Genomic DNA, 26,807 nt, shown 5'->3' with positions numbered 1-26,807 from the left:
GATGGACAAGACCAAGAAACTGCGGCTCATCGGGGTGGACGTCGCCCGCGGCATCGCACTCCTCGGCATGATGGCCATCCACATCCTGCCGGCCTGGAACGACGACTTCGAGCCGACCGTCGTCTGGACGGTATTCTCCGGCGCGTCCGCGGCCCTGTTCGCCACCCTGGCGGGCGTCGGCCTCGGCTTCGCGTCCGGCGGCACGGAACCGCTCAGCGGAGCGCTTCTCGCGCAGGCCAGGCGCGGACTCGCCCTGCGTGCCGCGATCGTGGCCCTGATCGGACTGCTGGTCGCGTACCTGGAGCCCCCGGCCGCCATCATCCTTGCCTACTACGGGGTCATGTTCCTGATGGCCATTCCGTTCCTCGGCTGGGGGATCCGCAGGCTGGCCGCGGTGGCCGCCGCCTTCGCGGTCGCCGGACCGGTCTTCCTGCAACTGGTGCGGGACAACCTCCCCGCGGAGGACGGACTGGACCCGCACCTCGGCACTCTGTTGTCCGATCCCGGGGGGACCATCTCCACCATCTTGTTCACCGGGTCCTACCCGGCCGCCGCGTGGATGGCGTTCATCTGCGCGGGCATGGCGATTGGACGGCTGGACCTGCGCTCCGTCTCCGTTCAGGCGCGACTCTTGGCAAGCGGAGCGGGGCTTGCCGTCGCCACGTGGCTTGCCTCCGTCCTGCTGATGGGCCCTCTGGGCGGCACCGAGTCCCTCATCGAGGCCAACCGGGGATTGATGACGGAGGAAATGGTCACCGACACCCTCACGTGGGGGCCCGACCCGGCGCTGACCACCACAAGCTGGTGGTGGCTCGGGGTTCTCTCGCCGTACTCCTCCATGCCGCTCGAAGTGCTGAACACCTTGGGGTTGGCCGTGGCGGTCCTGGGAGCCATGCTGCTGCTCGCCAACAGGATCGGTTCGGCACTGGTGCCGCTGGCGGCCGCCGGGGCGATGACGCTCACCCTCTACACGGCGCACCTGGTCATGCTGGCCGTGGGACTGCTGGTGGACCGGCCGAATGTCGACTTCGTTGTGCAGGCGGCCGTGCTCGTGCTGTTCGCAGTCATCTGGCGCAATACCCGCGGTGGACAGGGTCCCCTGGAACGGGTCGTCGCGCGGAGCATTCAAGGTTCCCTGTCCCGCCTGCCGTCCCAGCGCACCGTAGCGGCCGCGCCGGAGGACGACGCCAGGGACTCGGCGCCCTAGCCGCCGCCAGGGAAAGCGCGGCTCAGGCGTAGAGCTCCGTAGCCAGGTCAACCATTGCGGTGACGGCCTGCGACGGCCGGACCGTCGCGGGCCAGACGATGGACACGGGGATCGTCCGGACGGCCGGCCGGATGGGCCGGACCACCAGCGGGCGGCCCTCGTAGGACAGGTCGCCGGCGGGCTGCTGCACCAGGATCGCGTAGCCCTTCCCGCGCCCCACCAGGGACCGGGTGACCTCGTAGTCGGTGGTCCGGAACCTGATGTTGGGCTGGAGGCCGGCGGCGTCGAACATGGTCATCGTGTTCTCGCGGCTCGGGTTCACGTCCAGCAGGATCATGGGCTCGGCGGCGACGTCGGCCAGCGAGATTTCGCCCCGCGCCGCCAGCGGGTGGTCCGCCGCGAGCACAACGGAGGGCTCGGCGTCGTACAGCCTCCGCCGCAGCAGGCCGGCCGGAAGCGACAGGTCGTACGCGATGGCGACGTCCAGCCGCCCGCCCGCGAGCCGGCTCTGCACCTCGGTCTGCGGGCCGTCGAAAAAGTCCAGCTCCACCAGCGGGTGGCGCTCGCCGTAGTGGTCGATCAGCCGGGCCAGCACGGTGGGCGCAAGCGTCAGGTAGCAGCCGAGCGTCAGCGAACCGCGCAGCTCCGCGCCGGCGCCTCCCGCGTGCAGCTCCAGGTCCGTGGCCTCGATCAGCAGGCCCTTCGCGCGGTCCAGCACGTAGCGGCCGGCGGCGGTGAGCGTGACGCCGTGCGCCTTGCGCCGGATGGTCAGCTGCGCGTCGAACACCCGTTCAAGTCCGTTGACCGCGCCCGAGACGGCGGACTGGGAGACGTGCAGCGCCTGGGCCGCGGCGGCGATGCTGCCGTTCTCCGCGACGGCGACGAACGCCTCGAGCTGCCGGAGCGTGTAGCGCGCCATGTATACCTCGCCTAAACCGTGGATGCTGCCCGGATTCTTGTACTTTACCCGGGGATATGACGGGCACCACACTGGTGTGTGACGCCATGCCGCGTCGAGAACGACGCCCGAACCCCACCAGGAGACCACCGATGAGCGCCCAGGGAACACAGGACACCGCAGGCTGCCCCTTCATCGGGGAACTCCCGGCGGATCCGGCCGAGCGGGCCGCGCTGCTGGCGTCGGTTCCTGCCGCGCACCCGACGTCGGACGCTGCGCCGCGCCCGACGTCGGAGATGGCGCCGGACCGCGAGGCCCCGGTCGCCGACTGGGTCACCATCTCGGACCTCTACCGCGATCCTTTTCCCATCTACCGCCGGATGCGCGAGGAGGCCCCCGTCCACTGGGTCCCCGCGGTCAACCGGTACATGGTCACGGGCTACGCCGCCTGCCACACGATCGAGCAGGACGCCGAGACGTTCTCCGCCGACGAGACCGGTTCGCTCATGAAGCGCGCCATGGGTCACTCGATGCTGCGCAAGGACGACCCGGAGCACAAGGTGGACCGCGACTCCTACGGCGGCACGCTGCGCCCGGGCACCATCAAGAACCACTGGAACGCGATCTTCGAGGCGAACAACGAGAAGTACCTGGGCGATCTGCTGGACAAGGGGCCCGGCGCGGACTTCGTCTGGGACTACGCGGCCCCCTACGCGGCGGAAAACCTCCGCCTGATCTGCGGGTTCCACAACGCCACGCAGCAGGACATGCAGCGCTGGAGCCAGACCATGATCGACGGCACCGGCAACTACGCGGACGACGCCGGGGTGTGGGACAAGAGCGCGCAGTCCTCCGCCGAGGTCGACGCCGCCATCGACGAGATGCTGCCGTACCTCTTGGAGAACCCGGACCACTCCCTGCTCTCCGGGCTCGCGTCCCTGCCCATCCCGCTCGAGGCCATCCGCGCCAACCTGAAGATGACCATCGGCGGGGGGCTGAACGAGCCCCGCGACGTCCTGGCGACCACCGTCTGGGCGCTGCTGAACCACCCGGACCAGTTGGCCTCGATCGCCGGCAACCCCAAGCTGTATGCGACGGCGTTCGAGGAGTCCGTCCGCTGGGTCGCCCCGATCGGCATGTACCCGCGCGAGACCACCCGCGACACCGTGCTGGAGGGCGTGCGCCTGCCCCAGGGCTCGCGCGTCGGCGTTGTGCTCGGCGCCGCCAACCGCGACCCCGCCGTGTTCGAGGACCCGGAGTCCTTCAACATCCACCGCCCCAAGAAACCGCACCTCGGCTTCGGGGGAGGGGCCCACTTCTGCGCCGGCACCTGGGTGGCGCGCGCGCAGGTCGCCCAGGTGGCCATGCCGAGCGTCTTCGAGCGGCTGCCCGGCCTCCGGCTGGACCCGGACAACGCGTCGGTCGACGCGGGTTGGGTGTTCCGCGGCCTGGTCAAGATGCCCGTCCTCTGGAGCTAGACACCCCTCGCCCCACACCCTCCCTTCCCTTTCCTAGGAGAACCATGCCTTCCATCACCTTCACCCAGCCCTCCGGGGCCACCGACACCGTCGACGTCGAGGTCGGCACGTCTCTCATGCGCGCCGCCGTGACCAACGGCGTCGAGGGCATCGTGGGGGAGTGCGGCGGACAGGCGATGTGCGCCACCTGCCACGTCTACGTCCGCCCCGAGTTCGCCGACGCGCTGCCGGCGATCGGCGACGACGAGGAGGAGATGCTCGACTGCACCACGGCCGAGCGCACCGAGCATTCCCGTCTGGGGTGCCAGATCCGGGCCGCGGCCGAGACCGACGGGATCGTCGTCGACGTCCCCGCGGACCAGGTCTAGGCCATGGGTGTCGTGATCATCGGGGGCGGGCAGGCGGGGCTGCAGGTCGCGGACTCGCTGCGCGCGGGCGGCTACACCGATGCCGTTACGGTCCTCGCGGAGGAGGCCGGGCTGCCGTACCAGCGCCCGCCGCTGTCCAAGGACTACCTGGCGCAGGGCAAGGAACCGGCGCCCCTGCCGCTGCGCGGGGAGTCCTTCTTCGCGGACAAGGACATCGACCTGCGGTCCGGGGCCGCGGCGGTCGCCGTGGACCGCGCGGCCCGGACCGTGGAGTTGGCCGACGGCGGGACGCTCGCCTACGACCACCTGGTCTTCGCGACCGGCGCGGCCAACCGCGTGCTCTCCTGCGAGGGCGCGGAGCTGGAGGGCGTGCACGGGCTCAAGACCCTGGGCGACGCCGAACGGCTCCACCGCGCGCTCGGGGCCGCGCGCAACGTCGTTGTGGTCGGCGCCGGATTCATCGGGCTGGAGTTCGCCGCCGCGGCCCGGGCGCGCGGGTGCGGGGTCACCGTCCTGGAGTTCGCGGCGCGCCCCATGGGCCGGGCGCTGAGCGCGGAGATGGGCGCCTGGTTCGCCGCCGCGCACGCCGGTCTGGGGGTGGCGCTGCGGTTGGGGGAGGGCATCGAGCGTTTCGATGCCGGCCCGGACGGCCGCGTCGCCGCCGCCGTCTCCACCGCGGGGACGCGCTACCCGGCGGACCTGGTGGTGGTGGGCATCGGCGTCGTTCCGAACGACGCGCTGGCCGCGGCCGCTGGACTGGAGACCGCGAACGGGATCGTCGTCGACGGGGCGCTGCGGACCGCGGATCCCGCAGCGCTCGCGGTCGGGGACTGCGCCAGCTTCCCGAGCGCGCACGCCGGGGCGCGGACGCGACTGGAGTCTGTGCAGAACGCCACCGACCAGGGCCGCCACGCGGCGCGGACCATCCTGGGCGCGGCGGCGCCATACGCCGAGCTGCCGTGGTTCTGGAGCACGCAGGGCCCGTTCCGGCTGCAGATCGCGGGGCTGTCCGCTCCGGGCGACCCGACCGTGCGCAACGGCGACCCCGCCGGCGGGAAGTTCTCCGTCCTGTGCTTCCGCGACGGCCGGCTGGCGGCGGTGGAGTCCGTGAACTCGCCGGCGGACCACATGGCCGCGCGCAAGCTGATCGCCGCGGGCGCGGGCCCGACGCCGGAGGAAGCGGCCGCCGACGGGTTCAGCCTGAAGGCGTTCTCCCGCGCGCTCGCGCCGAGTCTCGTCTAGGAGGGAACATCATTCCATGAGCACCGTTTCCGCAGTTGTTGCCAGCGCCGTCGCCGACCACACCGCCGAAGTGTTCGCCCTGATGGGCAACGGTAACGCCCACTTCACGGACGCCCTGGCCCGGCAGGGGCGCGTCCGCATGACCGGGCTGCGCCACGAGGCCGCGACCGTCGCCTCCGCGGACGCGTACCAGCGCGTCAGCCGTCGCACCGCCGTCGCGACCACCACGTATGGACCCGGATACACGAACGCCCTGACCCCTCTGGCCGAGGCCGTCTGTTCGCGCACCCCGCTGGTGTTCGTCGTCGGCGGCGAGCCGACCACCGGCCGCCGGCCGTGGGACGTGGACCAGGTCGCGCTGGCCCACGCCGTCGGCGCCCGCACCCTCACCGTCGACGCACTCAGCCCGGCGGCGACGACCCGCGAGGCCTTCCGCCTCGCCGAAGACGAGCGCATCCCGGTGGTTCTCTTTATCCCATACGACGTCGCCGCCGCGCCCGCCGCCGATGAGCCCGCCACCGAGCCCGCACCCGCGCCGGTACCGGCCTCGGCCGAGGTTCAGGTTGCCGATCCGCGGGAAGCGGCGGACGCGGCCCGCCTGCTCGCCGCCGCGCGCCGCCCGTTGATTCTCGCGGGACGGGGAGCCCGCGACGCCGCCGCGGGACTCGGCGAACTCGCCGACCGCATCGGCGCGCTGACGGCCAGTTCCGCGCCGGCCCGGGGAACCTTCGCCGGACGGGAGTTCGATCTCGGCGTGTGTGGCGGGTTCGCTTCCGAGGACGCCTCGAAGCTCATCCGGCAGGCGGACGTGGTCCTCGCCGTCGGCGTCGGGCTCAACCAGTTCACCACCGCGTTCGGCACCCAATTCGACGCCGGGGCCACGCTGCTCCAGATCGACCTGACGCCCGCGCCCACCAACCCGCGCGTGGACAAGCACCTCCGGGCGGACGCCGCCGCCGCGACGGACGCGCTGCTCGGACAGCTCGCCGACCACGCCGCGCCCACCCAACGCTGGGAGGGGACGGCCGAGGAGGCGCGCGGTTCCCGGCTGAACTTCAGCCGCGACACCGGCACGGGGCAGGCGCCCGACGGGCTGCTCGACCCGCGCAGCGCCATGGCCCGGCTCAACGAGATCCTGCCCGCCAACCGCCAGGTCGTCTCCGACGGCGGCCACTTCATCGGCTGGTCGAGCTACTACTTCGACCTCCCCGCTCCGGACAGCCTCACGATGGTCGGAACCCAGTACCAGTCCATCGGCCTCGGGCTGCCCTCCGCCGCCGGGGCCGCGATCGCCCGTCCGGGTGCGACCACCGTCGTCGTCACGGGCGATGGCGGTGGGATCATGGGCCTGCCCGACCTCGACTCCCTCGTCCGGACGGCGGAGAGCGCCGTCGTCCTGGTCTTCAACGACGCCTGCTACGGGGCGGAGATCCACCAGTACGGTTCGCAGGGCATGGACCAGCGGATCATGGAGATCGAGCAGGCCGACTTCGCGAAGCTCGCCGAGGGCTTCGGCGCGACGGGCCTCGTCGTCGATACGATGGAGGACCTCGACGCCGTCCAAGGCTGGGTGAACGGCGGCGCCCGCGGCACCCTCGTGGTGGATCTCCGTATATCCCGCAACGTGGTTGCCCCCTACATCCTCGAGATCATCGAACTGACCCTGAAGAAGAAGTAGGGGTCCGGGCAATGTCGCGGTAGGTGACCGTGCGGCATCGCGGCCACCACCCACTGGCCGCGCCCCGTTGGGACGCGCGTTAGAAGGGCGGCGGACCGCCTTCGGTGTAACCGGGCGGAGTGGGTGCGGTCCACGCCGCGAACGGATCGACGGCGTCGGCGGTGGGAGTGCAGCCACGGCGTGCCGCGAATTCGTCGCTATCGAGATCGCGGATGCCGTTTATGGACAGGGGCCGACGTTTCTTCATCGCGTGGACCCGGGGACGTGTCGGTTCCTCGGCACGAGGGTACCGCCGGCGGGGTTTTCCGGGGTCGCCGTCCGGGGTGTGGTCGATCAGCCGCAGCTCGGCCAGCAGCCAGGCGTTGTCCTCTCCGCCGGCGGCGTCGTAGGCATCGCTGTCGGCCTGCCGTTGGGCATCGTCCGGTTCTCGCGAGCGCGCGGCCTCCTGGCTGTCGAGCCACGAAGCCGCCGCGGATGCGGCATCGTCCGGCGGCCACTCGAGGTTCTCGTCGGCCCACGCGAACAGCTCGGCATTCAGTCGGTCGACGACGTCCGGAGGCGGATGCGGGGTCGGCTCCTCCCATGGATCCCACGACTGCTCCGCCGGCCATGACTCCTCCGGATCCCACGACTCTTCCGCAGGCCATGACGCTTCCGGATCCCACGACTGCTCCGCCGGCCATGACTCCTCCGGATCCCACGACTGTTCCGCAGGCCGCGGACCCCGTTCGTCCTCGGTCTCCACCTGCCCGCGACTCGACGCGCGATCCTTTGTTTGGCAAGTCGCCGACGGGTCCACCGGTGCCCGCGCAGCGACGGTTTGGGGTGCCCACGCCGCCTCGGGAACGGACTGCCGCGTGGTGCCCCAGAGTGTGGAGACCACCATGGTGCCGTTCGGTAGCTGTGCCATCGTCAGGATGCCCAAGGACTTGAGACGGTGGCACCTCTTGCAGAGCAGTGCCAGGTTTCCGAGGTCCGTGGTGCCGCCGTCTTGCCACTCGATGGTGTGATCGGGTTCGCAGCGGGCGGCCTGCCGGTTGCAGCCCGGAGTGCGGCAGGTGTGGTCGCGCTGGGCCAGGGCCCTGCGTTGGGCAGGGGTCGGGTTGTAGCGTTCGTGCGCCCAGTCGATGATGGCGCCGTCGAACGGATCGGTCAGGATCCGCCACCACGAGGGGGCGTTCGACATCAGGGTGGCCGCGGAGTCCTGGTCTATCGCGCCGAGCCTTTGAACGGTCGGGACGTCCGAGCCTGGGGGCAGCACCAGCTGGCCGACGTTGCTGGCGCCGGTCGCCGGGCCATCGGGCGCCGAGGCGCTGGGTGAAGAACCGGCTGTCGCTGAACCCGCGGCGACCGGCCTCGCGTCGCCGAGGCCGGGAAGGAGAGTCGCGGGGACCGTGACGGTCACGTGTGCCTGGACGTTTTCAAGACCCGAGCCGTAGGGGCCGGCCAGCATCTGGTCGCTGAAGACGTCCGTGCGCAGCTGGTCCAGGGTGCGTGATTCGGGCGCCTCGCCGCCGTCATCGCCGCCGCCGTCGCCTTCTGCCCCGTTCTTGAGCGCTTCGGCGTGCTGGTGGACTCGGTCGTAGATCGCCTCCGCCTTGGCCGCTTCCAGCAGCACCGTGAGGTAGGCCATTCCGTCGCTGCCCGGATCAATGCGAAAAAACCGTTCGTCAATGCCCCGGCGCGAACGCTTCGAGAACGACTCCGGGTCGTACTTCTCCAGAAGACGTTTGGCCTTGGCGCGGACGGCGGCGGGGTTCTGGCCGTCCGCGTAGTCCAAAAGCTTGCGTCCGAGTTCGTTGCGGCTGGCTTTCACCGCGCGTTCCTCGGCCGCGACCGAGCGGAACCACGTGTCGACGGCGGCGGGGTCTGTTTCGTCGGGGGCCGGGATGGCGCGCGGGGTGATGCGGAGCGTCTGGTCGGCGATCACTTCGACGTGCGTTGTGCCGATGCGGCCGGTGGATAGGGCTTCCAACACTTCCGGCAGGTCGGCGGCGAGGGCCTCGGCCCGGTTCAGCGAACGTTCGGCGGTCCATGCGGGCACGCCCTGGACGACCGCGATGTGCGCGACGGCCGCCTCGAAGCCCATGCGGGTGACGAGCTCTCCGGTTCGGGTGGAGATCGCCATGCCTGGGTTGGATTCCAGGGCAGCCAGGTGCGGCGGAGCCTTGCGTTGGGCGTCGTCGTGCAGGGCAACCATTGCCCGGTGGAAGCGAGATTCGGCAAAGCGCCTCAGCTGTTCGGCCTGTTCCAGCTTCGTGCCGGCGTTCCTGGTGCGCGCGTCGGGGTCGGGGGTGAGGATCCACCCGCCAACCCTGATCGAATCTTCGTTCGCGTCCATAATTCAATCGTAGAACAGAAGACCGACGCTTTGGCCTTGGCCGGATCACTGTGGACAACTCCATCATCGCGCGCGGTTCCGAATCGCGGACGAGGCGCTGACCCCGTCAGAGCAGCGGAAACACGCCGATAAACCAGAACATCAGGCTTAGGATCACCGCGAAGGCCACCGTCGCGCATCCCAGACCCAGCATGTTGCTTGACGGGACCTCGAACGAGGTTGCCGGATCGGCCGGATCGTACGCCACGTCCACCGAGGATCCCGGCAGCGGCCTATTGCGAAGAGATTCCTCCGATGCGCCGCTGAACACCGCTCCCCGTGGGTCGGTGAACTGGTAGTACGGGTAGTGGCGGAGGCTCCGGCTGGAGTTGCCCATGCCGCCGCTCCAGCCGGTCCGGCTTCCGGTGACCGTGGCGCGCGTGCGCGGCCAGTCGGCGATCCGGCGCTCGTGGCGCTTGGCCTTGAGGATCAAGTGCACAAGGGTCCAGGCCACACCGACAACGAACAGCGCCCAAACGATGTACATCGCGGTTCTCAAGTTGCCCCCTTGGCCTCGTCTGAAACCCTACCTGCCGCCCCACCGGCGTCACGGTCAGACCGACCAGGCGAAACGGAACGCCTCGGCCATCTCCTCGGGCGAACAGTCCGCGTACCGCTCGAGTTCATGCCGGCGCACGGCCACCACACCCTCCACGATGTCCGGCCCCAGGACCCGCGCGGCCAGTTCCGAGTCCTCCAGCGCCGCGAGGACCGCGGCGTGCCGGGTATCAAGTGCAAGGGCGTCCCGGTCCGGGCTGTCCGCCGGATTGACCCTGACCTCCGCCGGAAGCGCCATCCCGGCGCGGATGCCGTTCAGGGCCGAGCCCAGCAACGCCGCCGCCGCGAGGTACACGTTCGCGCTGGGGTCCACGACCTTCAGCTCCACGTTCGCCCCGCGCGGGTTGCCGGCCGTGCCCGCCACGAAGCGGACGGCCGCCTCGCGGTTCTCCAGCCCCCAGCAGGCCGCGGCCCCGGACCAACTGCTCGGGCGGAGGCGTTGGGACGAGACGACGGACCCGGCGTAGACACCCAGGAAGTCGCCGAGGCCGGCGAGTATCCCAGCGATGGCCGCCCCGCCGTCGTGCGTGATGCCGTGCGGTCCGTCGCCGCCCTCGAAAAGCCGCCGGCCCGCGCGGGCCAGGGAGAGGTGGAGGTGCGCGCCGTTTCCGGATCCGCCCGCCCACGGCAGCGGGGAGAAGGAGGCGGCCATACCGTGGCGCGCGGCGACGATCCCGATCAGGATCCGAGCCAGCACGCACGCGTCGGCCAGGGCCACCGGCGGCGCCGGCGGGAGGGAGACCTCGAATTGGTCCTCGCCGTATTCGGCGTGGATCTGTTCCGGCCAGACGCCGGCCCGCGCCAGTGTGGAGGCGAGGTCCAGGAGGAACTCGCGGTGGTCGACGACGGACTTGACGCCGTAGGCGGTCCACGCGGTCTTCGGGAGCCGGGTGCCGTCCGTGGCGGCCAGCGCGAACTCCAGTTCTGCGCCCACGAGCGGCGCCAGCCCGTGGCTTGCCGCATCGTCCGCGACCGCAGCGAGGCGTCCGCGCGAGCATAGGGGGGACAGGCTGCCGTCCTGGTGGTGGAAGTTCGCGGGTCCCCAGGCCAGGCCGGCATCGATGTGTCGCAGCCGGTCCGTGTCCAGCCGCAGCCGCAGGTCGCCGGTGACGCCGATGGTGGACGTGAACGCGAGGTTGTTGTCGGCGCAGAACACGTTCCACGACGGCGCCGCGCCCATGCCGACGTCGCGGAAGTCGGCCAGCCGGCGTAGCGGAACCGCCTTGCAGCGGGTCACGCCGGCGAAGTCCACCACCGTCCCGACCACCAGTACGACGCCGGCGGACTTGAGTTCCAGCACAACGCCGCCGATCCGGTCGCGCCCGGAGCTTCCCGTTTCCGTGGACACACATCCATGATGGGCCAGCAACCGGCCAGGCGCACCGGTAGGCCGGGACGGTTTCCGCCAACGTTCAGCCCGGAGGCTTTCCGCGGGTCAGCGCCAGCCGAGCTCCGGCGCGACGTGCTTCAGGATCGACTCGATGACGTGGGCGTTGTAGTCGACGCCGAGCTGGTTCGGGACCGTGAGCAGCAGGGTGTCCGCGGCGGCGATCGCCTCGTCCTCGGCCAGCTTCGCGACCAGCTCGTCCGGGGAGCCGGCGTAGGAGCGGCCGAAGACCGCGCGCGTCTTCTCGTCGATGTTGCCGATCTGGTCCGAGCTGTAGCGGTCGCGGCCGAAGTACTGCCAGTCGCGCTCGTCCGTCAGGGCGAAGATGCTGCGGCTGACCGAGATGCGGGGCTCGCGCTGGTGCCCCGCCTCCCTCCAGGCCTGCCGGTAGAGCTCGATCTGCTCGGCCTGCTGGACGTGGAAGGGCTTGCCGCTCTCGTCGTCCTTGAGCGTGGAGCTCTGCAGGTTCATGCCGCGCTTCGCCGCCCACACCGCCGTCGCATTGGAGCCGGAGCCCCACCAGATCCGCTCGCGCAGGCCCGGCGAGTGCGGCTCCACGCGCAGCAGCCCCGGCGGGTTCGGGAACATCGGCCGCGGGCTCGGCTCCGCGAAGCCTTCGCCCTTGAGCACCTCGAGCAGGCGCTCGGTGTGCCGTCGGCCCATGTCGGCGTCGGACTCGCCGTCGGCCGGTGAGAATCCGAAGTGCCGCCATCCGTCGACGACCTGCTCTGGCGAGCCCCGGCTGAGGCCCAGCTGCAGCCGGCCGCCGGAAATCCGATCGGCCGAGCCCGCGTCCTCCGCCATGTAGAGCGGGTTTTCGTAGCGCATGTCGATCACGCCGGTGCCGATCTCGATGCGGCTGGTGCGGGCGCCGATCGCGGCGAGCAGCGGGAACGGCGACGCGTACTGCTGGGCAAAGTGGTGGACCCGGAAGTAGGCGCCGTCCGCTCCGAGCTCCTCGGCCGCGACGGCCAAATCGATGGCCTGCAACAGGGCGTCCGACGCGCTGCGCGTTCCCGACTGCGGATGGTCGGTCCAGTGGCCGAAGGACAGGAATCCGATGTTCTTCACGCCGAATGCCAACGCGGCGGCGGCCGCCCCTATTCCGTGGCGATCGTGCTATTTCTCGTGGGCGTGCCTGTTGAACACGATGTAGCAGTTCTTGCCCTGGTAGTAATTGCACCAGGCCAGCGCGTTTTTGCCCGCGTAGGTGGCGGACGCGCCTGCGGAGTAGGCCCACGACCCGTTCTCCGAATCGGCCAGGGCGAGCCACCCGTTCAGCGTGTAGCCGGCGTAGACGCAGTCGTATGCGCCGTCCGACTGATTCAGGTTGCAGTTGTCCAGGCTCCCGCTCGTCGCGGAATCGAGCGACGACGACCAGCGCAGCGCCCAGCCGCGCGTGGACGGGGAGAACGCCGCGGCCAGGTACCGGTCGGCGGCGGGAGCGTCCGTCGCCTGCGTCACCGAGTCGGGGGCGACGACGGGCGCGGCCGACGCCGTGACGCCGCCCGTCGCGAACACGAGGGCCAGCAGCAGCCCGACGATGGTCAACGGACGCCTTCGCCCGTTTGTGGTCCTCATTTTAGGTTCCTCACATTCAATCGGCGGGGACGTGCCCGCAAAATGAACGACGCCGGAACCACGCCCGCGCACGGGCGCGCCCAGGCGTCTTTTTCGCCATGGGAGGCGGAGCGAGCGGTCTTCGGACGGTGGTGCCGCCACCGGCCAAACACGCGCCCATTGTGGTGTTGCTATCGATTGACACCATAGCCAGCCATGCTTCCATTGAGTGGACGTGGTTCCCCAGTGGAAACAGTGCTTGACAGGTTTCGTCTGCCGGCGGTCGTGTGCCGGCTTGGTGGTACATCAGTCCTGATACGGAGACCCGGGGGCGGACCGTGCACATGGATCTTGAGTGTGTCGAAAGCCTGATTGTTCTGGCCGAGGAGGAACACTTCGGCCGGGCCGCCGCGCGGTTGCACGTGGGTGCCCCCGCCTTGAGCAAACGGATCCACCGGCTGGAGCGGCAAGTAGGGGCCGCGTTGGTGGAACACGATCCCTGCGGCGGGTTCGCCCTAACGGCCGCGGGCCTTCGGTTCCTGCAGCACGCGGGGCCGCTCCTCCGAGAGGCGCGCCTGGCCCAGGAGGCCGCGATGCCCGGCGCCGAGTGTCCCGTCCGGCTGGGCGTCCCCGGGCGGCTCGGCGAAACCCCCGGGCGGCGGGAACTGGCCGAGCTGTCCGCTCGCTTACGGCGCCGGCGCCCGGCGGACCGGTTCGCGTGTCTGGGAATTCCGTACTCGCTGGTGGTCGACAGCCTGCTGGGGGACAGGGTCGACGTCGTCTGGGCGACGGCGGCGATCAAACATCCGGAGCTTGACTCCGTGCCGCTCACCAGGGCCTGGCGCGCGGCGGTGGTGCCGCGCCACCATCCCCTGGCCGACGCGGCCATGGCCGGCGCCGAGGACTTCGCGGCGCTTCCGCTGCTGCACGATCCGCAGGTCGAGTTCGGGATGATGTCCCGGGCGTGGTTGGCGGACTTCCCCTCGCCCGACGGGGCGATTCCCGTGCCGATCGGGGCCAGGCACTTCGGCGAGGTGTTGCGCGGCGTCGCGGAGGAAAAGGGCGTCGCCGTTGTGCTGGAGTCCATGGTGCCGCTGGCCGCCGGCCGGGGATTGCGGGGCGTGTCCCTGGTGGGTCTTCCGCCCGTGGAGGTCCACGCGGTGCGACGCCGTGCGGACACCCGGTACGACGTCCTCGAACTGGTCCGGTGCCTGGGGCCAATCGCCGTGGACGAATCCCGGACCGGCTCCGTGCGCCGGGAGGTTCCCGGCCACGGCCCCCGCGTGCCTACGGAATAACGGCGACGGCATCGACCTCGATCAGGAAGCCGCCCAGGATCGAGCCCACGGTGGTTCGCGCCGGATAGGGAGCGGCGACGAACTCCTCGTAGGCGGCGTTGAAACCGGGGAAGTCCCGGCCGGGGTCGTGCAGGTGCACCGTGGTCTTGACGACGTGGGAGAAGTCCAGGCCGTGTGCGGCCAAGATGGCGCCCAGGTTGTTCATGGCCTGGCGGGTCTGCTCCTCGATGGTGGTCCCCACGGTGTCGTCGGTGACGGGGTCGTGGGGCGTCTGGCCGGCGGTGAAGAGGAAGCCGTTGGCGGCGATGGCCTGGGAGTAGGGGCCGGCGGGGCGTGGCGCCAGGTCCGTGCTTACCTGCTGTCGGGACATGGGGATCGTTCCTTTCTTGTGGCCGGCGTGGTGGCCGGCCCGGGATCAATGTTGCCTAGAGGACCTTGGAAAGAAAGGCCTGGGTGCGTTCCTGTTTTCTTTGCAGGGCTTCAAAGGTGCCCCTCGCGGTGGGACCATTCGCCCATGGGCAGGCGGGACGTCACCTGATGACCACCACGAAGGCCGACGCCGACGCGGCGCCGCCCCCGGCGGCGCACTCTGCGCCGAAGAGCCGCGTAATGGCGGCGCTTAGCAGCATCGGGCCGCCGATCACCGTGCTCAGCTCCGTGCTGGTCTTCTTCGGCTGGGTGAAGGCGGGCGCGGAGGCCAGCTACATGGGCCTGAACGTGAACCTGTACGGGTACACCACCCAGGACTACGTTCTCTTCAGCGTCAGCCACCTGTCCCTCGCGCTCGTGTTCGTGTTCGTCGCGGGGATCGGCTGCATGGCCCTGCACGGGTGGTTCTGCCGCCGCATCAACCAGGGCGCGGCTGCCCGGCCGCGGATGCGGCGGCTTGCCGGGGCCGTCGCCGCCGTGGGCATCCTGGCGGCGGTGGTGTCGTTGCTGCTGGTGGCGCTGCTGCCCGAACGGAACCTCGTGTACGCGCCCTACGTGATGGCCGCCGGGGTGCTGCTGGCCGCGTGGGCCGTGCGCATGTACCGGCTGGCACACGCCGGGGAACCGGAGGCCCGATCCATCCAGCAGCGCGCCGGCGAGAGCGCGCTGCTGTTCGGCCTGGTCGCGCTGCTGTTGTTCTGGGGGGCCGCGAACCACGCACAGGTTGTGGGCGTGCGCGGGGGCATGGACCTGGAGCAGCATGTGGACGAGCTCCCGCGGGCGCAGGTCTACAGCACCACGCCGCTGGCCACCGACATCCCGGCGGTGACCGAGGCGACGGTCGGCACCAAAGCGTCCCCCGTGTACCGCTACGACGGCCTGCGGCTGCAGTCGGTCAGTGGCGGCAACTTGTTTTTCCTCCCCGAGGGATGGACCGCGAAGACCGGTTCCGTGATCGTGCTGCCCAACGACAACAGCTTCCGCGTCGAGTACGGGCGCTGACAGGGCGGCCGCCGTGCCAGAATGAGGAGTTCTGCCGTAGTCGCGGCCGATTGCACGGACGGGGGTAGCACGAATGCCGGTGGCCGAACGGGCGAAGACGGTGCGCACGGCGCGAGTGGGCGCCGCGTTCCTGGGCATCCTGCTTATCGCCGTGAACCTGCGTGTGGCGTTCGTCAGCGTGGGCCCGGTGCTCTCGGACATCGGCGCGGAGTTCGGCTGGTCCGGAAGCACCGCGGGCCTCCTGACCGGGCTGCCGCTCATCTGCTTTGCCGTCTTCTCTCCCGTGGCGCCGGGCCTGGCGCGCCGGCTCGGCCTGGACCGGGCCCTGTGGCTCTCGGTGCTGCTGCTCGCGGCCGGCATCCTGGGCCGGTCCGTTCCCGCGGAGGCCGCCATCTGGACCGGCACCGTGCTGATCGGGACGGGGATCGCCTTCCTGAACGTGCTGCTGCCCTCGCTGGTGAAGAGGGACCTCCCGGGCCGCGTCAGCCAGGTGACCGGCCTGTACACCGCCGTCCAGGGGGCCGTGTCCGCGGCCGGCGCCGCCGTCGTCGTACCCATCGCCCACGCCACCACCCACGGCTGGCGGCTGGCGCTGGGAGTCTGGGTGGGACTCGCGTTGATCGCGCTGGCGATCCTGCTTCCGCGGTTGCGCTCCCGGAAACCGGTTGTCGCGCCGGCCGGGGACCGCGCCGGCGACTTCCGCTCGCCATGGAAGACCTGGCTGGGCTGGCAGACCACCCTCTTTATGGGGCTTCAGTCGCTCGGGTTTTTCGTCCTGATCGCCTGGCTGCCGGGAATCGAACACGAGCGGGGCGTCCCGGCGGCGACCTCCGGCCTGCACACCTCGGTTTTCCTCCTGGTCGGCGTGCTGGCCAGCCTGACCGCCGGAGCCGTGCTGCACCGGGCCAAGGACCAGCGGCCAGTGGCCCTGTGCAGCAGCGTCTTGGCCTTCTGCGCCTACGTGGGGCTCGCCGTGGCCCCGCAGCTCTCCCTGCTCTGGGTCGTGGTGGGGGCCGCCGGCTGCGGCAGCCTCATTGTCATCGCGCTGTCCCTGTTCAGCCTCCGCACGGTCAACCACCAGCAGGCCGCCTCGCTCTCCGGGATGGCGCAGTCCATCGGCTACGGCATCGCCGCCGCGGGCCCGGTGGCGTTCGGCGCCCTGCGCGATCTCAGCGGCAGCTGGACGCTCCCCCTGGCCGTCACCGCCGGGCTGATGCTGGTTCTGTGCGTCACGGCGGTGCTGTCCGGCCGCGATCGCCTGATCGGCTGAACGCCGCACGTCTCCTCGCTGGGGATGCCGCAAATCATCTCCCGCAGGAGAGCCCAATATCCGATGGTGTCGGTAGTCTGGCCGCACAGTTCCACGAACACGGACGGGTCGACACAGCCGGCGGAACCATGGACACGCAGAGCAGCAGCCCCCGGATACCCTCCGACGGCCCCGGGCCGCCGGCGCACCGCGGTGCCCGCGCCACCGCCCTGCTGTGGTCGCAGCGGCTGATCCGCCTCCTCGTCACCGCGCTGGTGGGGCTCGGCGTCTACCACCTGGCCGTCGAGGAGATCGACGACGGGAGGCTGCTCTGGGGCTTCCTGCTCATCTGGGTGCTCTGCGCGTACATGCTGCTCCCGCAGCTGAACCGGGTCCTCTCGCGGATCTATGTGCCCGACTACTTCATCGGGAGGGCGCGCACGGCCGACGGGTTGCTCGGCGACCCCGTCAACCTGGCGATCGTCGGTAGCGCGGAGCAACTGACCGCGGCGATGCGGCGGGCCGGCTGGACCGCCGCGGAACCGCTGGGACTGGCCACCGGCTGGCGCATCACCCGGGCGTCCGTGCTCCGCCGGAGCTACCCGGCGGCTCCGGTCAGCCCGCTCTTCGTGTTCGGCCGACGCCAAGACCTGGTCTTCGAACGGGAGGTGGCGGGCAGCCCGGCCCAGCGGCACCACGTGCGGTTCTGGAGCTGCCCGCCCGGGTGGAAGCTGCCCGGCGGCTTCGACGCCGACCTCGTCGGGGCGGCCACGTTCGATCGGAGGGTGGGGCTGTCCCTGTTCACCCTGCAGGTCACGCACAAGGTGGCCGAGCGCACGGATGAGGAGCGGGACCTGGTCGTCGCGGCACTTCGGTCGGCGGGGGCGGCGGTCCGCGTCGTCAGGCACTTCACCACGGGGTACCACGCGCGCAACGGGGGAGGGGACGCCATCGAGACGGACGGGGACCTGCCGATCGTCGATCTGCGGCCGACGGTGGCGACCGCGACGACGGCGGCGACGGCGAAGGGAGCCGCGTCCGCCGAGGTTCCGTCCGCGGCGGCGGCGCCGCGGGTTTCCGGGGAGGCAGGGGAGCGGGCGCCCGGCGGCTCGCCGGCGGAGCGGCACCGGGACCTGTTCGGCTCGGGCCGGTCGCTGGATCGGATGGTCTTCTTCAGCGACGCGGTGTTCGCCATCGCCATGACCCTGCTGGTCCTGGAGCTGATCCTGCCCGCCGGACTCGAGCCGGCCGAGCTGGGCATCGCGCTGCGGGAGGACCTCCCGGAGATCCTGGCCTACGCGCTGAGCTTCACGGTGATTGGGACGGCGTGGATGAACCACCACCGCAAGTTCACCGTGATCCGCCGGTACGACGTGACGCTGCAGTGGCTCAACCTGCTGCTGCTGTTTTTCGTCGCCCTGCTCCCGATGCCCACGAGCCTGCTCAGCGACTACGGCGGGAGGGAATCGCCCTGGCCCGTGGTGCTTTACGCGCTGGTGACGTCGGCGGTGTACATCACGCTGAACCTGATCTGGCGGCACGCGTGGCACGCGGGGCTGATCGCGCCCGCCGTCGACGCGGAGCTGTACCGGTACGTCCTGCGTGCCGTCCGGCCCGTTCCGGTGGTGTTCCTGTTCAGCGTGCCCGTGGCGTTCTGGAACCCCGAACTGGCGGTGTACTCGTGGCTGCTCCTGGTGCCGGTCCTGCCGGCGGCCCGCCGGCTGCGGCTCCGTGAGGCGAGGGGCTGAGGCCGCCGTAGTGGCAGGACGGGCCCTGCCTAGTCCGGGACCGTTTGGCGACCGCCGCCCGTACACTGCAAGAACGGCGAGCAAGCCATCCTTCGCAGGCGTCCCCTGCCCCGATCCAGGAGTAAACGATGGACCACGAGATTCAGCTCATGAGTGACGGTGATGGAGTCGCGGTCTTTGGGGATGCGACCGCTGTCGACCGCTTCCTGGCGTCGGAAAATCTGTCTTCGAGGGACCTCGGTCTGCATCGGCTTGGCCCAGTTCTAAATGCAGCGTCCGGGGCTGCCCAATCAGGATCGGAGGTTGTTGCCAACTCCGGGCGTTGGGTTAAGTTGACGGAACAATCGGCTCAGGCCCTCAAGCAGTTCGAGGCGATGAAGGGTTCAACCCATCATGTCAGCCGTGCCGTGGTGACAGAGAAAGGCAAGATCAAGGGAATCCTCGAGTTTGCGAAGACCCCCGGATCAATGTTGGCCAATCCCGCCGTGCTGGCGGGAGCCGCGGGGATCATGGCACAGCTGGCAATGCAGCAGACCATGGACGAGATCACCGATTATCTCGCCGCGATCGACGAGAAGGTCGATGACGTGCTCCGCGCCCAGAAGGACGCCGTGCTCGCTGACATGCTGGGTGTTGACTTCGTCATCGGCGAGGCCATGACGATCCGGGAACAGGTGGGCCGCGTTTCTGAGGTCACGTGGTCGAAGGTCCAGACGACCTCGGGCACGATCGCGCGAACTCAGGCCTATACGCTGCGGCAACTCGACGCCATCGCCGCGAAGCTGGAGCACAAAGGCAAACTCGGTGATCTCGCCAAGACCTCGAAGGAAGCCGAGGCCAAAGTGCAGGAGTGGCTCGCGGTTCTGGCCCGCTGCTTCCAGCTGCAGGACGGGATTGCGGTACTCGAGCTCGACCGAGTGCTGGAAGCGTCGCCGGAGGAGCTGGATCAGCACCGCCTCGCGCTGAGGGCCGCCCGGCAAAACCGGCTGGAACTCATCTCACGAAGCACCGAGCGTCTGATGGCGCGCATGGATGCCGCCGCTGGTGTGGCCAATGCGAAGGTTTTGCTGCACCCGACGTCGTCGCGCGCAGTAGTGCATTCGAGCAACTACGTGACGAGCGCCGTTGTAGACTTCCACGGCCTACTCGGGATCGAGGGGGATCGTCAGTCGTTGGAGGCGAAGAGATGGGTTGATGCGGCAGTGGAAGTGAGGGACAGGGTGCTTGAGACTGGGGCGGAGGGCGCCGGCGCTGCCCGGCGTTTGGGCAACGAGAACTTCGACCGAGCCCGATCGGCGACGAGCAGACTTTCCAGCGGAATTGCCGACCGGGCGCTGCGACTGCGTGGAAACGACAACAAGGCCGAAGAGAGCAACTGAACGAGGCGCGGAACATGGTGTCGCGCCGGGACGGCGCCGACGCCGTCCGGTTCCGCGGTAGGCGGCGGCTAAGACGGATTCGTGACAGGGTGTGGGCATCAATCCGACGGCGTACAGGAGGAGCTGGCAAGTAGGCCAATCATTCGACGCCGAAATGGACGACTTTCTAATGCGATGCGGCCTGGGGTATCTTGTCGGGGTCTCCCTCGGGATCCGCCAGAAGGAATTCGCGGTTAGAGGCGAAGCGCCAAGCCACGTGGTCCAACACGGCCGCTGTCACATCGAGTTCGGTGGCCACCTCCACCAACGTCGCTAGGACTTCCTCGTTGGTCGCATCCTTCAGCGTCGCCCCGGGAACATTCGCAACAAACCGGTGGACCATCCGGTCCACCTTGATGCTCTGGCGCCCAGCGAGAATCAGTACGTAGTTGAACGTGATGCCCGAGCGTTGGCTCGGAAGGGCCTTCCACCCGCTGTGAAGATCTTGTAGCGCAACGCCGTCGAGCGCCCGGAGGTCTGCCACCGTTAGGACGCCCTTGTCGCGGAGGAGCTCGGCGGCGAGGAGAACAACCTCCGCCTTCAGGACTGCATTAGGTTTCGTGTGTGCCGGCTTCCGGTTCTTGGCTACCTGATCCGCCCACTCACTTACTCCACCGACCGCACTGAAGGTGGCGAGAAGCTCCTCGACGCCGTCCGACTCACCTGTGCTGACCGTGGAGGCCGATGTGCCCTGATACTCCTTGTAGTTGGATACGACATTCTTGACGGCGTTGTAGTGCTGGCCGGTCGAGTAGATCGAATCAACAACGCACAGCGCGAGACTGTCGGGATACCCGTTGGCACGAATCCAGCGATCGCTCGGGCCCAATTCCCGGCGTGCGAAAGTCACCAGAGCCTTCACGTTCTGCGTGCGTCGATCCGTGGATTGAAGATTCCGTTCCAAGTTTCCCCCTAGTTGCCCGCTATCCCTTGCCCAGCGATCATTGCACGAGCCCGCGTCAAAAGAGCCGGATTGCCCGATCTACCGGGCAGAGAAAGTCCGTGATCCGCGTGAGCGACGGATTCACCGCGCACTCGCGCGATCTTCGCAAGCTTCCGTCATCCTGGGGAGACGACCGATACGCCGTGACGTAAGCATGCTAGCCACCCGCTTTCCTCGTGAGTTGATGCGGATGCGGCAGTCACATCTGCATCAACGGCCTCCCACAATGAATCCATAGTTCGTGTCGGCAGTCTGAATGGTGAACATTCCCCCTTCACCGCTGGAGCTGCCCCATGGACTCCCTCGTCCTTTTTGGCGCCGACCTCGTCGCCATCCTGATCCTCGTCTTCGCCCTCTACCTGCGGCGCCACCGCCGCCGCGACCTTATGGTCGCCTACCTGGTGGTCAACGTCGGCGTCCTCGCCGTCGCCGCCGCGCTCGCCGGGTCCGCGGCCTCCGCGGGCCTTGGGCTGGGCCTCTTCGGTGTCCTGTCCATCATCCGGCTGCGGTCCACGGAGCTGTCCCAGCACGAGGTCGCCTACTACTTCGCGGCCCTCGCGCTCGGCCTCATCGGGGGCATCGGCGTCGCCCCGCTGTGGCTCGGATCCGGGCTGATGGCCCTCATCGTCGCCGCCGTCTGGATCGGCGACCACCCGAAGGTCCTGCCGAGGTACCGGCACCAGCACGTGGTCCTGGACCGCGCCATCGCCCGGGAGCCCGAACTGCGCGAGACGCTGGAATCGCTCCTCGGCGCCAAGGTCCACACCGTCACCGTGATCGAGCTGGACCTGGTCAACGACAAGACCCTCGTCGACGTCCGCTTCGAGGTAGTCGCCCGGCCCCGCGCCGCCGGACCGGACGGGCCTCGGCACGAGCGCCTGGACACGGCGCCCGACGGCGAACAGGGCCCCGGGCGCACCGGCACCATCGAACTGGTGGGCGCGTGAGCGCCCGGGCGCCGCTCGGCTTGACGGTGGCCGGCGCGAACCCCGCCGGGCTGGAGCCCATCGGCCTGGACGAGCTCAACGCACTCGCCGCTCTACAGACCCGGATCGACCGCAAGTACGTGGTGGACGTCGAGACCGCCGCCGCCGTCCTGCGCGGCCTGCCCGCGGACACCCGCGTTCTGGACATCGACGGCCGCCGGCACTTCGGCTACGACAGCGTCTACTTCGACACCCCCGGCCGCGCCTCCTACCTCTCCGCCGCGCACCCGCGCCGCCGCCGGTTCAAGGTCCGCACCCGCGGCTACATGGACACCGGCACCGCCTTCCTCGAGGTCAAGACGGAGGGCGCCCGCTCCGCGACCGTCAAGGAGCGGATCCCCTACGATCCCGCGGACCGCTCGCGGCTCACGGGGGAGGGGCGGGCCTATGTCGCCGCCGAGCTGGCCCAGGCGGGCGGTTCGGCGGCCGACGCCGCAACGCAAGTGGCCGACGGCGAACTGATCCCCGCGCTGGAGACGTCCTACCGCCGCACCACCTTCTTCATCCCGGGCGCCGGTTCACGGGCCACGCTCGACGAGGCCGTGGGGTGGCGCCTGCCCGGCGGGCCGCTCTGGTCGCTCGCCGGGCACGTGGTGCTGGAGACGAAGTCGGGCTCCAGCCCGGGCCCCGTCGACCGGCTCCTCTGGGCCCACGGGGTCCGCCCGGCGCGCATCTCCAAGTACGCCACCGGGCTCGCCGCCCTGATCCCCGCCCTGCCGTCCAACCGCTGGTCACGCACGCTGCGCCGCCACCTGGTCCCGAACCTCGTCGAGCGCGTCCCCGCCCCGCATACACCCCCACACTTCCCGGAAGAGAGAACATCATGAAGCTCCCACGCTCCGCCACGTCCGCAACCACCAACGCCGCCACGTCAGTCGCCGCCCTCGCGCTGGCGCTGTCGCTCGCCGCCTGCTCCACAACCGCGGACGCCGGATCGGGTGACACGGCGTCGTCGTCGTCCGTGTCTTCCTCCGCCTCCTCCTCGGCGTCGACCGATACCACCGGAAGCGCCGACACCGCGTCCGCCGCCATCGAGATCCAGACCGACGCCGACACCCACTTCGACGACGACGACCTGGTGTGGGACGAGTCCACCGAGGTCGCCGTGACGCTCGCCGACGGCGCCAGCACCGGCGGAGACGGCGTGGAGGTGGACGGGGACACCGTGACCATCACGGCCGGCGGCACGTACCGGATCAGCGGATCGCTCGCCGACGGAACCCTGAACGTCGCCGCCCCCGACGACCAGCTGGCGCGGCTGGTGTTCGACGGCGTCGACCTCGCCTCCTCCACGGGGTCCGCGCTGACCGTCACCACGGCCGACGAGGTGGTTCTCTACCTGGCCGACGGCAGCACCAACAGCGTCGCCGATGCCGCCACCTACGCCGCGGAGTCCGGGGAGACGCCGACGGCGGCCATCGCGTCCGCGAGCGACCTCACCATCGCCGGCGGAGGAGCGCTGACCGTCACCGGCAACGCGAACGACGGCATCAACACCAAGGACGGGCTGGTCCTCGCGGGCGGCACCGTGGACGTCACCGCGGTCGACGACGGCATCCGCGGCCAGGACTACGTGGTGGTCGCCGGCGGCGACTGGACCGTGGAGGCGAAGGGCGACGGCGTGAAGTCGGACAACGAGGAGGACGCGGACCGCGGCTGGGCCCTGGTTCAGGGCGGGACGCTGACCGTCGCCGCCGGCGACGACGGGCTGAAGGCCTTCAACACTCTTTGGATGGTCGACGGAACCACCACCGTCACCTCCTCCTACGAGGGCCTGGAGGCCGCGGACATCCTCATCGAGGGCGGCACCATCGACGTGACGGCGAGCGACGACGGCGTGAACGCGGCGGGCGGCTCGTCAACGGACGCGGCCGGCGCCGGGGGCGGGCCGAACATGGCGGCCGCGGGCGACTACAGCGTGGTCGTCTCAGGCGGAGACACCACCATCAGTTCCGAGGGCGACGGACTGGACTCGAACGGGACCGCCCGGGTGACCGGCGGCGTGCTGGTGGTCAACGGGCCCACCAACGACGGCAACGGCGCGCTGGACGTCGACGGCGACCTGACGGTGGAGGGCGGGACCGTGGTCGCGGCCGGGAGCGCGGGCATGGCCGTGACGCCTTCGACGGACTCCGCGCAGTCGAGCCTGCAGTTGACCTCGGACACGGCGCTGCCCGCGGGCACGGTGGTGCAGGTCGCCGACTCCTCCGGGGAGCTGATCGGCACGTTCGTGACCGAGAAGGAGGCGGCCTCGATCGTCTTCTCCTCCGAGGGCATGGAGGACGGCGAGGAATACACGGTCTACACCGGCGGCACGGCGGGCACGGGTGCGGGACTCGTGGACGGGACGCTGAAGGGCGCCACGGAGGTCAGCACGCTGACGGCCGGCGAGTACACGGCCGGCGGCATGGGGTTTGGGGGCGGGCGGCCTTAGTCGCAACCGCGGCTTTGGCCCGGGTTCGACGGCCGCCTGCTCGCAGCCCTACAGCACGTGGGACGCAACCAGTTGGGAAAGCGCCCGGATGTCCACCTGCCCCTTGAATTCAAGCCGGACCTTGCCAAGTCCGCTGAACCACAGGTCCAGTTCCGCATCCAGATCGAACGTGCCTGCCGTCTCGACGGAGAACGCCTGGATCTTGGAGTAGGGCAGGGACGTGTAGTCGCGCTTCTTACCTGTCATCCCCTGGACGTTTACCGTGATGAGGCGCTTATTGGTGAAAACCACGAAGTCGCGGACGCCCTTGAACGTGGCAAGTAGTGTCTCCTCCCGGACGAAGAGTGGCGTCACATCCCCAGCCACATCCTGCGGATTGCATGGGCTGAGCTTGAAGACGGAACCGTTGTTGAAGTCAATCATGGCTCTGACCATAGCTGAGACAAGTGACAGGTTTGACACCCGCCTGAAAGGTTATGCACCTGCCACATTCCTCGACAGCGAATCTATTCGTGATTGGCCAGGAATGCTTTATGGTTCGAGTATCTGCTTGCTTTTCGTTTTCTGGGGGGAATTTCTATGAACAATCCTTTTCTGCCTTTGCCTGTCCAAAAACGGACTCGTACACGTACCTGGTGGATCGTTGCGGCTCTCCTCGTCGTGCTGCTCATCGTCCTGATGATCCTGGCCCCGGTGCTGATGTTCCTACTGAGCGTCTTGGCTTTCCTGTTCGCTCTGGTGGGCCTGCTCGTCGGGCGCATCAAGTGGGCGCGCATCCCAAACCGCAAGGCCGCCGTCGGCCTCGCGGGCGTCGCCGCGGTAGTATTCGTCGCTTCCGCCGTCGTCGGCGGTATCCAAACTGGCGCCGGGGGCAACACGGCCGTGGCCGACAAGCCTGCATCGACGCCTACCTTGGAGCCGGCTTTGGCAAGTTTCGTTGGCCAGTCCTGCGACGCGGACCATCTGGTGATGACACAGGGATCGGAGAGCAACTACTGCAATAAGGCCGACGACGGTGCCTTCGTCTGGGTCAGCCAGGCCGTTCACGAGAAGGACGTCGCCGCGGCCAAGGAACGGGCCGAGACGAAGGCTGCAGCGGAGGCCAAGGCCAAGCAGGAAGCCGCAGCCAAGAAGGCCGCTGAGGAAAATGCGAAGCAGGAGGCGGCGGCGAAGAAGGTCGCGAAGGAAAAAGCAGCCGCGAAGAAGGCCGCCGAGGCAAAGGCTGCGGCCCAGGCTCAGGAGGAGGCAGTGGAGAAGGAGGCCGCCGCTGCTGCAAAGAGGGCCGCAGCCGAGCAGGCCGCAGCGGACGCCGCGGCAGCCGCCGAGGCCGAACGCCGGGCCGAGGCCGAAGAGCAGGCGCAGATCGAGACTTTGGTTGAGGACACCGCAGGATCGTCCGCGTACTACGAGAACTGCTCCGCGGTCCGGGCCGCTGGAGCCGACCCGATCTACTCGGGCGACCCCGGCTACAGCCGGAAGCTGGACCGCGACGGAGACGGCGTCGCCTGCGAATGAGCGCCACCCGCCCGCCGGGACGGCGACTGATTGTCCTCGGCACCGCCCTGCTGTGGGCGCTAACGGGCTGCGGCGCACCAAGCGCCGCAGCCCCGCCAGTCGAGCCGCTCAACATCCATACTGAGGCGCCTACCCACGAGCCGATAACCACTTGGTCCGAGGCTCCGACTCCGGTTGCCCCAGCCCCCGAAACGCCGGCTCGGGCGTCTCCCACGGTGCCCGAGTCCGCCGCCCTATCCAGTGCGCCCACACCGGACACTGGGCCGACGGCACCCCAGCAGGCCAGGACAGAACCCGGAAACGGGACGATATTGGCCCAATTGGCGGCCATCCCGATCAAGGGGCGCGCCCCGCAGACCGGTTACGATCGCGACCTCTTCGGCTCTGGCTGGAAGGATCCGGACCGGAACGGGTGCGACGCCCGCAACGACGTCCTTGGCCGCGACCTTGAGGCCACCACTTCAAAACCCGGGACCCGAGGTTGCGTCATCACCAGCGGGATCCTTGAGGACCCCTTCACCGGCCGGACAATCGCGTTCGTCCGAGGACAGGGAACGAGCACGAAGGTCCAGATCGACCACGTTGTGGCGCTATCTGACGCATGGCAGAAGGGCGCACAACAATTGACCGCTCTGGAGCGTCTCGCGTTCGCCAATGACCCGCTGAACCTGTTGGCCGTGGACGGGCCCACGAACGCCTCCAAAGGCGATGGAGACGCCGCTACTTGGTTGCCGCCGAAGAAGACCTTCCGCTGCGATTACGTCGCCCGGCAAACCGCGGTCAAGGCCAAACACGGACTCTGGATGACCAAGGCGGAGCACGATGCGATCCAACGTGTCGTCGTCAGCCAGTGCCCCGAGCAGAAAGCCTTGGCTACGGCCGGTTGATGCGTCGGGAGGCAAGCACCTGAAGGCCGGTCACGGTCCGAATCTGCGCGCGTGCTGGCGACCTGGGAAGCGAGGCCCTAACCCTCGTGAATTGGAGTTGTCATATGTGCAGTTATCGGCGTTGGGCCAGTTCCGCCTAACC

The 26,807-nt window shown here is 69.4% G+C and carries 24 protein-coding genes; 15 read left to right on the top strand and 9 right to left on the bottom strand.

Annotated elements, in window-relative coordinates; translation table 11 throughout:
* The first annotated feature begins 1 nt into the window (after position 1).
* Complete coding sequence (locus tag AC3ZJJ_RS13585; protein WP_489892346.1) at positions 2–1,207, top strand: heparan-alpha-glucosaminide N-acetyltransferase domain-containing protein; 1,206 nt, start codon at positions 2–4, stop codon at positions 1,205–1,207.
* A 22-nt stretch (positions 1,208–1,229) separates the two neighbouring features.
* Here the strand turns inward: AC3ZJJ_RS13585 and AC3ZJJ_RS13580 are convergent, their stop codons facing one another.
* Positions 1,230–2,126: a LysR substrate-binding domain-containing protein gene (locus AC3ZJJ_RS13580; protein ID WP_489892345.1), complete on the bottom strand. Its 897-nt coding sequence runs from the start codon at positions 2,124–2,126 to the stop codon at positions 1,230–1,232.
* Between the two features lie 131 nt (positions 2,127–2,257).
* Here AC3ZJJ_RS13580 and AC3ZJJ_RS13575 point away from each other — a divergent pair, with 131 nt between their 5' ends.
* Genes AC3ZJJ_RS13575 through AC3ZJJ_RS13560 form a run of 4 tightly spaced genes read left to right on the top strand, consistent with a single transcriptional unit; the run spans position 2,258 to position 6,871 of the window.
* A complete protein-coding gene (locus AC3ZJJ_RS13575) occupies positions 2,258–3,583 on the top strand; it encodes a cytochrome P450 (protein WP_489892344.1) in 1,326 nt (441 codons plus the stop codon).
* Between the two features lie 44 nt (positions 3,584–3,627).
* Entirely contained in the window at positions 3,628–3,951 is a 324-nt protein-coding gene (locus AC3ZJJ_RS13570; protein ID WP_489892343.1) for a 2Fe-2S iron-sulfur cluster-binding protein, read from the top strand.
* Positions 3,952–3,954: 3 nt separating this feature from the next.
* The gene (locus AC3ZJJ_RS13565; protein WP_489892342.1) at positions 3,955–5,193 is read left to right on the top strand and encodes an NAD(P)/FAD-dependent oxidoreductase; all 1,239 of its coding nucleotides are present in this window, start codon (positions 3,955–3,957) and stop codon (positions 5,191–5,193) included.
* 16 nt (positions 5,194–5,209) lie between these two features.
* Positions 5,210–6,871: a thiamine pyrophosphate-binding protein gene (locus AC3ZJJ_RS13560; protein WP_489892341.1), complete on the top strand. Its 1,662-nt coding sequence runs from the start codon at positions 5,210–5,212 to the stop codon at positions 6,869–6,871.
* A 79-nt stretch (positions 6,872–6,950) separates the two neighbouring features.
* On the opposite strand, the gene AC3ZJJ_RS13555 is transcribed toward AC3ZJJ_RS13560, so the two are convergent.
* From AC3ZJJ_RS13555 to AC3ZJJ_RS13535, 5 genes are all read right to left on the bottom strand, one after another.
* Positions 6,951–9,212, bottom strand: a complete 2,262-nt coding sequence (locus AC3ZJJ_RS13555) for an HNH endonuclease signature motif containing protein (protein WP_489892340.1) — start codon at positions 9,210–9,212, stop codon at positions 6,951–6,953.
* A gap of 106 nt (positions 9,213–9,318) precedes the next feature.
* Positions 9,319–9,750 carry a DUF3592 domain-containing protein gene (locus tag AC3ZJJ_RS13550; protein WP_489892339.1) on the bottom strand — a complete coding sequence of 144 codons (432 nt, stop codon included), beginning with the start codon at positions 9,748–9,750 and terminating at the stop codon, positions 9,319–9,321.
* Between the two features lie 54 nt (positions 9,751–9,804).
* Positions 9,805–11,157 carry a type I glutamate--ammonia ligase gene (locus AC3ZJJ_RS13545; RefSeq protein WP_489892338.1) on the bottom strand — a complete coding sequence of 451 codons (1,353 nt, stop codon included), beginning with the start codon at positions 11,155–11,157 and terminating at the stop codon, positions 9,805–9,807.
* Between the two features lie 87 nt (positions 11,158–11,244).
* Positions 11,245–12,267: an LLM class flavin-dependent oxidoreductase gene (locus AC3ZJJ_RS13540; RefSeq protein ID WP_489892337.1), complete on the bottom strand. Its 1,023-nt coding sequence runs from the start codon at positions 12,265–12,267 to the stop codon at positions 11,245–11,247.
* 48 nt (positions 12,268–12,315) lie between these two features.
* Positions 12,316–12,777, bottom strand: a complete 462-nt coding sequence (locus AC3ZJJ_RS13535; RefSeq protein WP_489892336.1) for a DUF4189 domain-containing protein — start codon at positions 12,775–12,777, stop codon at positions 12,316–12,318.
* A gap of 323 nt (positions 12,778–13,100) precedes the next feature.
* Here AC3ZJJ_RS13535 and AC3ZJJ_RS13530 point away from each other — a divergent pair, with 323 nt between their 5' ends.
* Positions 13,101–14,054 (top strand): LysR family transcriptional regulator, encoded by a 954-nt coding sequence (locus AC3ZJJ_RS13530; protein ID WP_489892335.1) that lies wholly within the window; start codon positions 13,101–13,103, stop codon positions 14,052–14,054.
* Here AC3ZJJ_RS13530 and AC3ZJJ_RS13525 read toward each other — a convergent pair.
* A complete protein-coding gene (locus tag AC3ZJJ_RS13525; protein WP_489892334.1) occupies positions 14,044–14,424 on the bottom strand; it encodes a RidA family protein in 381 nt (126 codons plus the stop codon). The genes AC3ZJJ_RS13530 and AC3ZJJ_RS13525 overlap by 11 nt on opposite strands.
* A 167-nt stretch (positions 14,425–14,591) precedes the next feature.
* Between AC3ZJJ_RS13525 and AC3ZJJ_RS13520 the strand changes: the two genes are divergently transcribed.
* The 4 genes from AC3ZJJ_RS13520 (at position 14,592) to AC3ZJJ_RS13505 (ending at position 19,861) form a co-directional block, all read left to right on the top strand.
* Positions 14,592–15,485 carry a hypothetical protein gene (locus tag AC3ZJJ_RS13520; protein WP_489892333.1) on the top strand — a complete coding sequence of 298 codons (894 nt, stop codon included), beginning with the start codon at positions 14,592–14,594 and terminating at the stop codon, positions 15,483–15,485.
* A gap of 73 nt (positions 15,486–15,558) precedes the next feature.
* A complete protein-coding gene (locus tag AC3ZJJ_RS13515) occupies positions 15,559–16,755 on the top strand; it encodes a CynX/NimT family MFS transporter (RefSeq protein WP_489892332.1) in 1,197 nt (398 codons plus the stop codon).
* Between the two features lie 128 nt (positions 16,756–16,883).
* Positions 16,884–18,482: an LssY C-terminal domain-containing protein gene (locus AC3ZJJ_RS13510; protein WP_489892331.1), complete on the top strand. Its 1,599-nt coding sequence runs from the start codon at positions 16,884–16,886 to the stop codon at positions 18,480–18,482.
* Between the two features lie 128 nt (positions 18,483–18,610).
* Positions 18,611–19,861 (top strand): hypothetical protein, encoded by a 1,251-nt coding sequence (locus AC3ZJJ_RS13505; protein ID WP_489892330.1) that lies wholly within the window; start codon positions 18,611–18,613, stop codon positions 19,859–19,861.
* A 166-nt stretch (positions 19,862–20,027) separates the two neighbouring features.
* Here AC3ZJJ_RS13505 and AC3ZJJ_RS13500 read toward each other — a convergent pair whose 3' ends face one another.
* Positions 20,028–20,750 carry a DUF8548 family protein gene (locus tag AC3ZJJ_RS13500; protein WP_489892329.1) on the bottom strand — a complete coding sequence of 241 codons (723 nt, stop codon included), beginning with the start codon at positions 20,748–20,750 and terminating at the stop codon, positions 20,028–20,030.
* Positions 20,751–21,136: 386 nt separating this feature from the next.
* On the opposite strand from AC3ZJJ_RS13500, the gene AC3ZJJ_RS13495 reads away from it, so the two are divergent.
* Genes AC3ZJJ_RS13495 through AC3ZJJ_RS13485 form a run of 3 tightly spaced genes read left to right on the top strand, consistent with a single transcriptional unit; the run spans position 21,137 to position 24,263 of the window.
* Complete coding sequence (locus AC3ZJJ_RS13495) at positions 21,137–21,790, top strand: DUF4956 domain-containing protein (RefSeq protein ID WP_489892328.1); 654 nt, start codon at positions 21,137–21,139, stop codon at positions 21,788–21,790.
* Positions 21,787–22,656: a polyphosphate polymerase domain-containing protein gene (locus AC3ZJJ_RS13490; protein ID WP_489892327.1), complete on the top strand. Its 870-nt coding sequence runs from the start codon at positions 21,787–21,789 to the stop codon at positions 22,654–22,656. Before AC3ZJJ_RS13495 ends, AC3ZJJ_RS13490 begins: the two co-directional genes overlap by 4 nt.
* A complete protein-coding gene (locus AC3ZJJ_RS13485; protein ID WP_489892326.1) occupies positions 22,653–24,263 on the top strand; it encodes a carbohydrate-binding domain-containing protein in 1,611 nt (536 codons plus the stop codon). The genes AC3ZJJ_RS13490 and AC3ZJJ_RS13485 overlap by 4 nt, the downstream gene beginning before the upstream one ends.
* A gap of 48 nt (positions 24,264–24,311) precedes the next feature.
* On the opposite strand, the gene AC3ZJJ_RS13480 is transcribed toward AC3ZJJ_RS13485, so the two are convergent.
* Positions 24,312–24,686 (bottom strand): PH domain-containing protein, encoded by a 375-nt coding sequence (locus AC3ZJJ_RS13480; protein ID WP_489892325.1) that lies wholly within the window; start codon positions 24,684–24,686, stop codon positions 24,312–24,314.
* 156 nt (positions 24,687–24,842) lie between these two features.
* On the opposite strand from AC3ZJJ_RS13480, the gene AC3ZJJ_RS13475 reads away from it, so the two are divergent.
* Positions 24,843–25,778, top strand: a complete 936-nt coding sequence (locus tag AC3ZJJ_RS13475; RefSeq protein WP_489892324.1) for an excalibur calcium-binding domain-containing protein — start codon at positions 24,843–24,845, stop codon at positions 25,776–25,778.
* 320 nt (positions 25,779–26,098) lie between these two features.
* Positions 26,099–26,665: an HNH endonuclease family protein gene (locus AC3ZJJ_RS13470; protein ID WP_489892323.1), complete on the top strand. Its 567-nt coding sequence runs from the start codon at positions 26,099–26,101 to the stop codon at positions 26,663–26,665.
* The last annotated feature ends 142 nt before the right edge of the window (positions 26,666–26,807 follow it).

Source organism: Arthrobacter sp. AOP29-A2-19, assembly GCF_058138025.1.
Note: the sequence above shows the minus strand (reverse complement) of the source record. Positions and strands in the feature narration are given on the sequence as shown.

Excerpts from the sequence above, each read along its gene's own strand:
- AC3ZJJ_RS13495 (WP_489892328.1), top strand. The coding sequence starts at position 21,137 with ATGGACTCCCTCGTCCTTTTTGGCGCCGACCTCGTCGCCATCCTGATC.
- AC3ZJJ_RS13560 (WP_489892341.1), top strand. The coding sequence starts at position 5,210 with ATGAGCACCGTTTCCGCAGTTGTTGCCAGCGCCGTCGCCGACCACACC.
- AC3ZJJ_RS13485 (WP_489892326.1), top strand. The coding sequence starts at position 22,653 with ATGAAGCTCCCACGCTCCGCCACGTCCGCAACCACCAACGCCGCCACG.
- AC3ZJJ_RS13525 (WP_489892334.1), bottom strand. The coding sequence starts at position 14,424 with ATGTCCCGACAGCAGGTAAGCACGGACCTGGCGCCACGCCCCGCCGGC.
- AC3ZJJ_RS13580 (WP_489892345.1), bottom strand. The coding sequence starts at position 2,126 with ATGGCGCGCTACACGCTCCGGCAGCTCGAGGCGTTCGTCGCCGTCGCG.
- AC3ZJJ_RS13530 (WP_489892335.1), top strand. The coding sequence starts at position 13,101 with ATGGATCTTGAGTGTGTCGAAAGCCTGATTGTTCTGGCCGAGGAGGAA.
- AC3ZJJ_RS13565 (WP_489892342.1), top strand. The coding sequence starts at position 3,955 with ATGGGTGTCGTGATCATCGGGGGCGGGCAGGCGGGGCTGCAGGTCGCG.
- AC3ZJJ_RS13520 (WP_489892333.1), top strand. The coding sequence starts at position 14,592 with ATGACCACCACGAAGGCCGACGCCGACGCGGCGCCGCCCCCGGCGGCG.
- AC3ZJJ_RS13555 (WP_489892340.1), bottom strand. The coding sequence starts at position 9,212 with ATGGACGCGAACGAAGATTCGATCAGGGTTGGCGGGTGGATCCTCACC.
- AC3ZJJ_RS13570 (WP_489892343.1), top strand. The coding sequence starts at position 3,628 with ATGCCTTCCATCACCTTCACCCAGCCCTCCGGGGCCACCGACACCGTC.
- AC3ZJJ_RS13510 (WP_489892331.1), top strand. The coding sequence starts at position 16,884 with ATGGACACGCAGAGCAGCAGCCCCCGGATACCCTCCGACGGCCCCGGG.
- AC3ZJJ_RS13480 (WP_489892325.1), bottom strand. The coding sequence starts at position 24,686 with ATGATTGACTTCAACAACGGTTCCGTCTTCAAGCTCAGCCCATGCAAT.
- AC3ZJJ_RS13475 (WP_489892324.1), top strand. The coding sequence starts at position 24,843 with ATGAACAATCCTTTTCTGCCTTTGCCTGTCCAAAAACGGACTCGTACA.
- AC3ZJJ_RS13575 (WP_489892344.1), top strand. The coding sequence starts at position 2,258 with ATGAGCGCCCAGGGAACACAGGACACCGCAGGCTGCCCCTTCATCGGG.
- AC3ZJJ_RS13505 (WP_489892330.1), top strand. The coding sequence starts at position 18,611 with ATGGACCACGAGATTCAGCTCATGAGTGACGGTGATGGAGTCGCGGTC.
- AC3ZJJ_RS13515 (WP_489892332.1), top strand. The coding sequence starts at position 15,559 with ATGCCGGTGGCCGAACGGGCGAAGACGGTGCGCACGGCGCGAGTGGGC.
- AC3ZJJ_RS13585 (WP_489892346.1), top strand. The coding sequence starts at position 2 with ATGGACAAGACCAAGAAACTGCGGCTCATCGGGGTGGACGTCGCCCGC.
- AC3ZJJ_RS13535 (WP_489892336.1), bottom strand. The coding sequence starts at position 12,777 with ATGAGGACCACAAACGGGCGAAGGCGTCCGTTGACCATCGTCGGGCTG.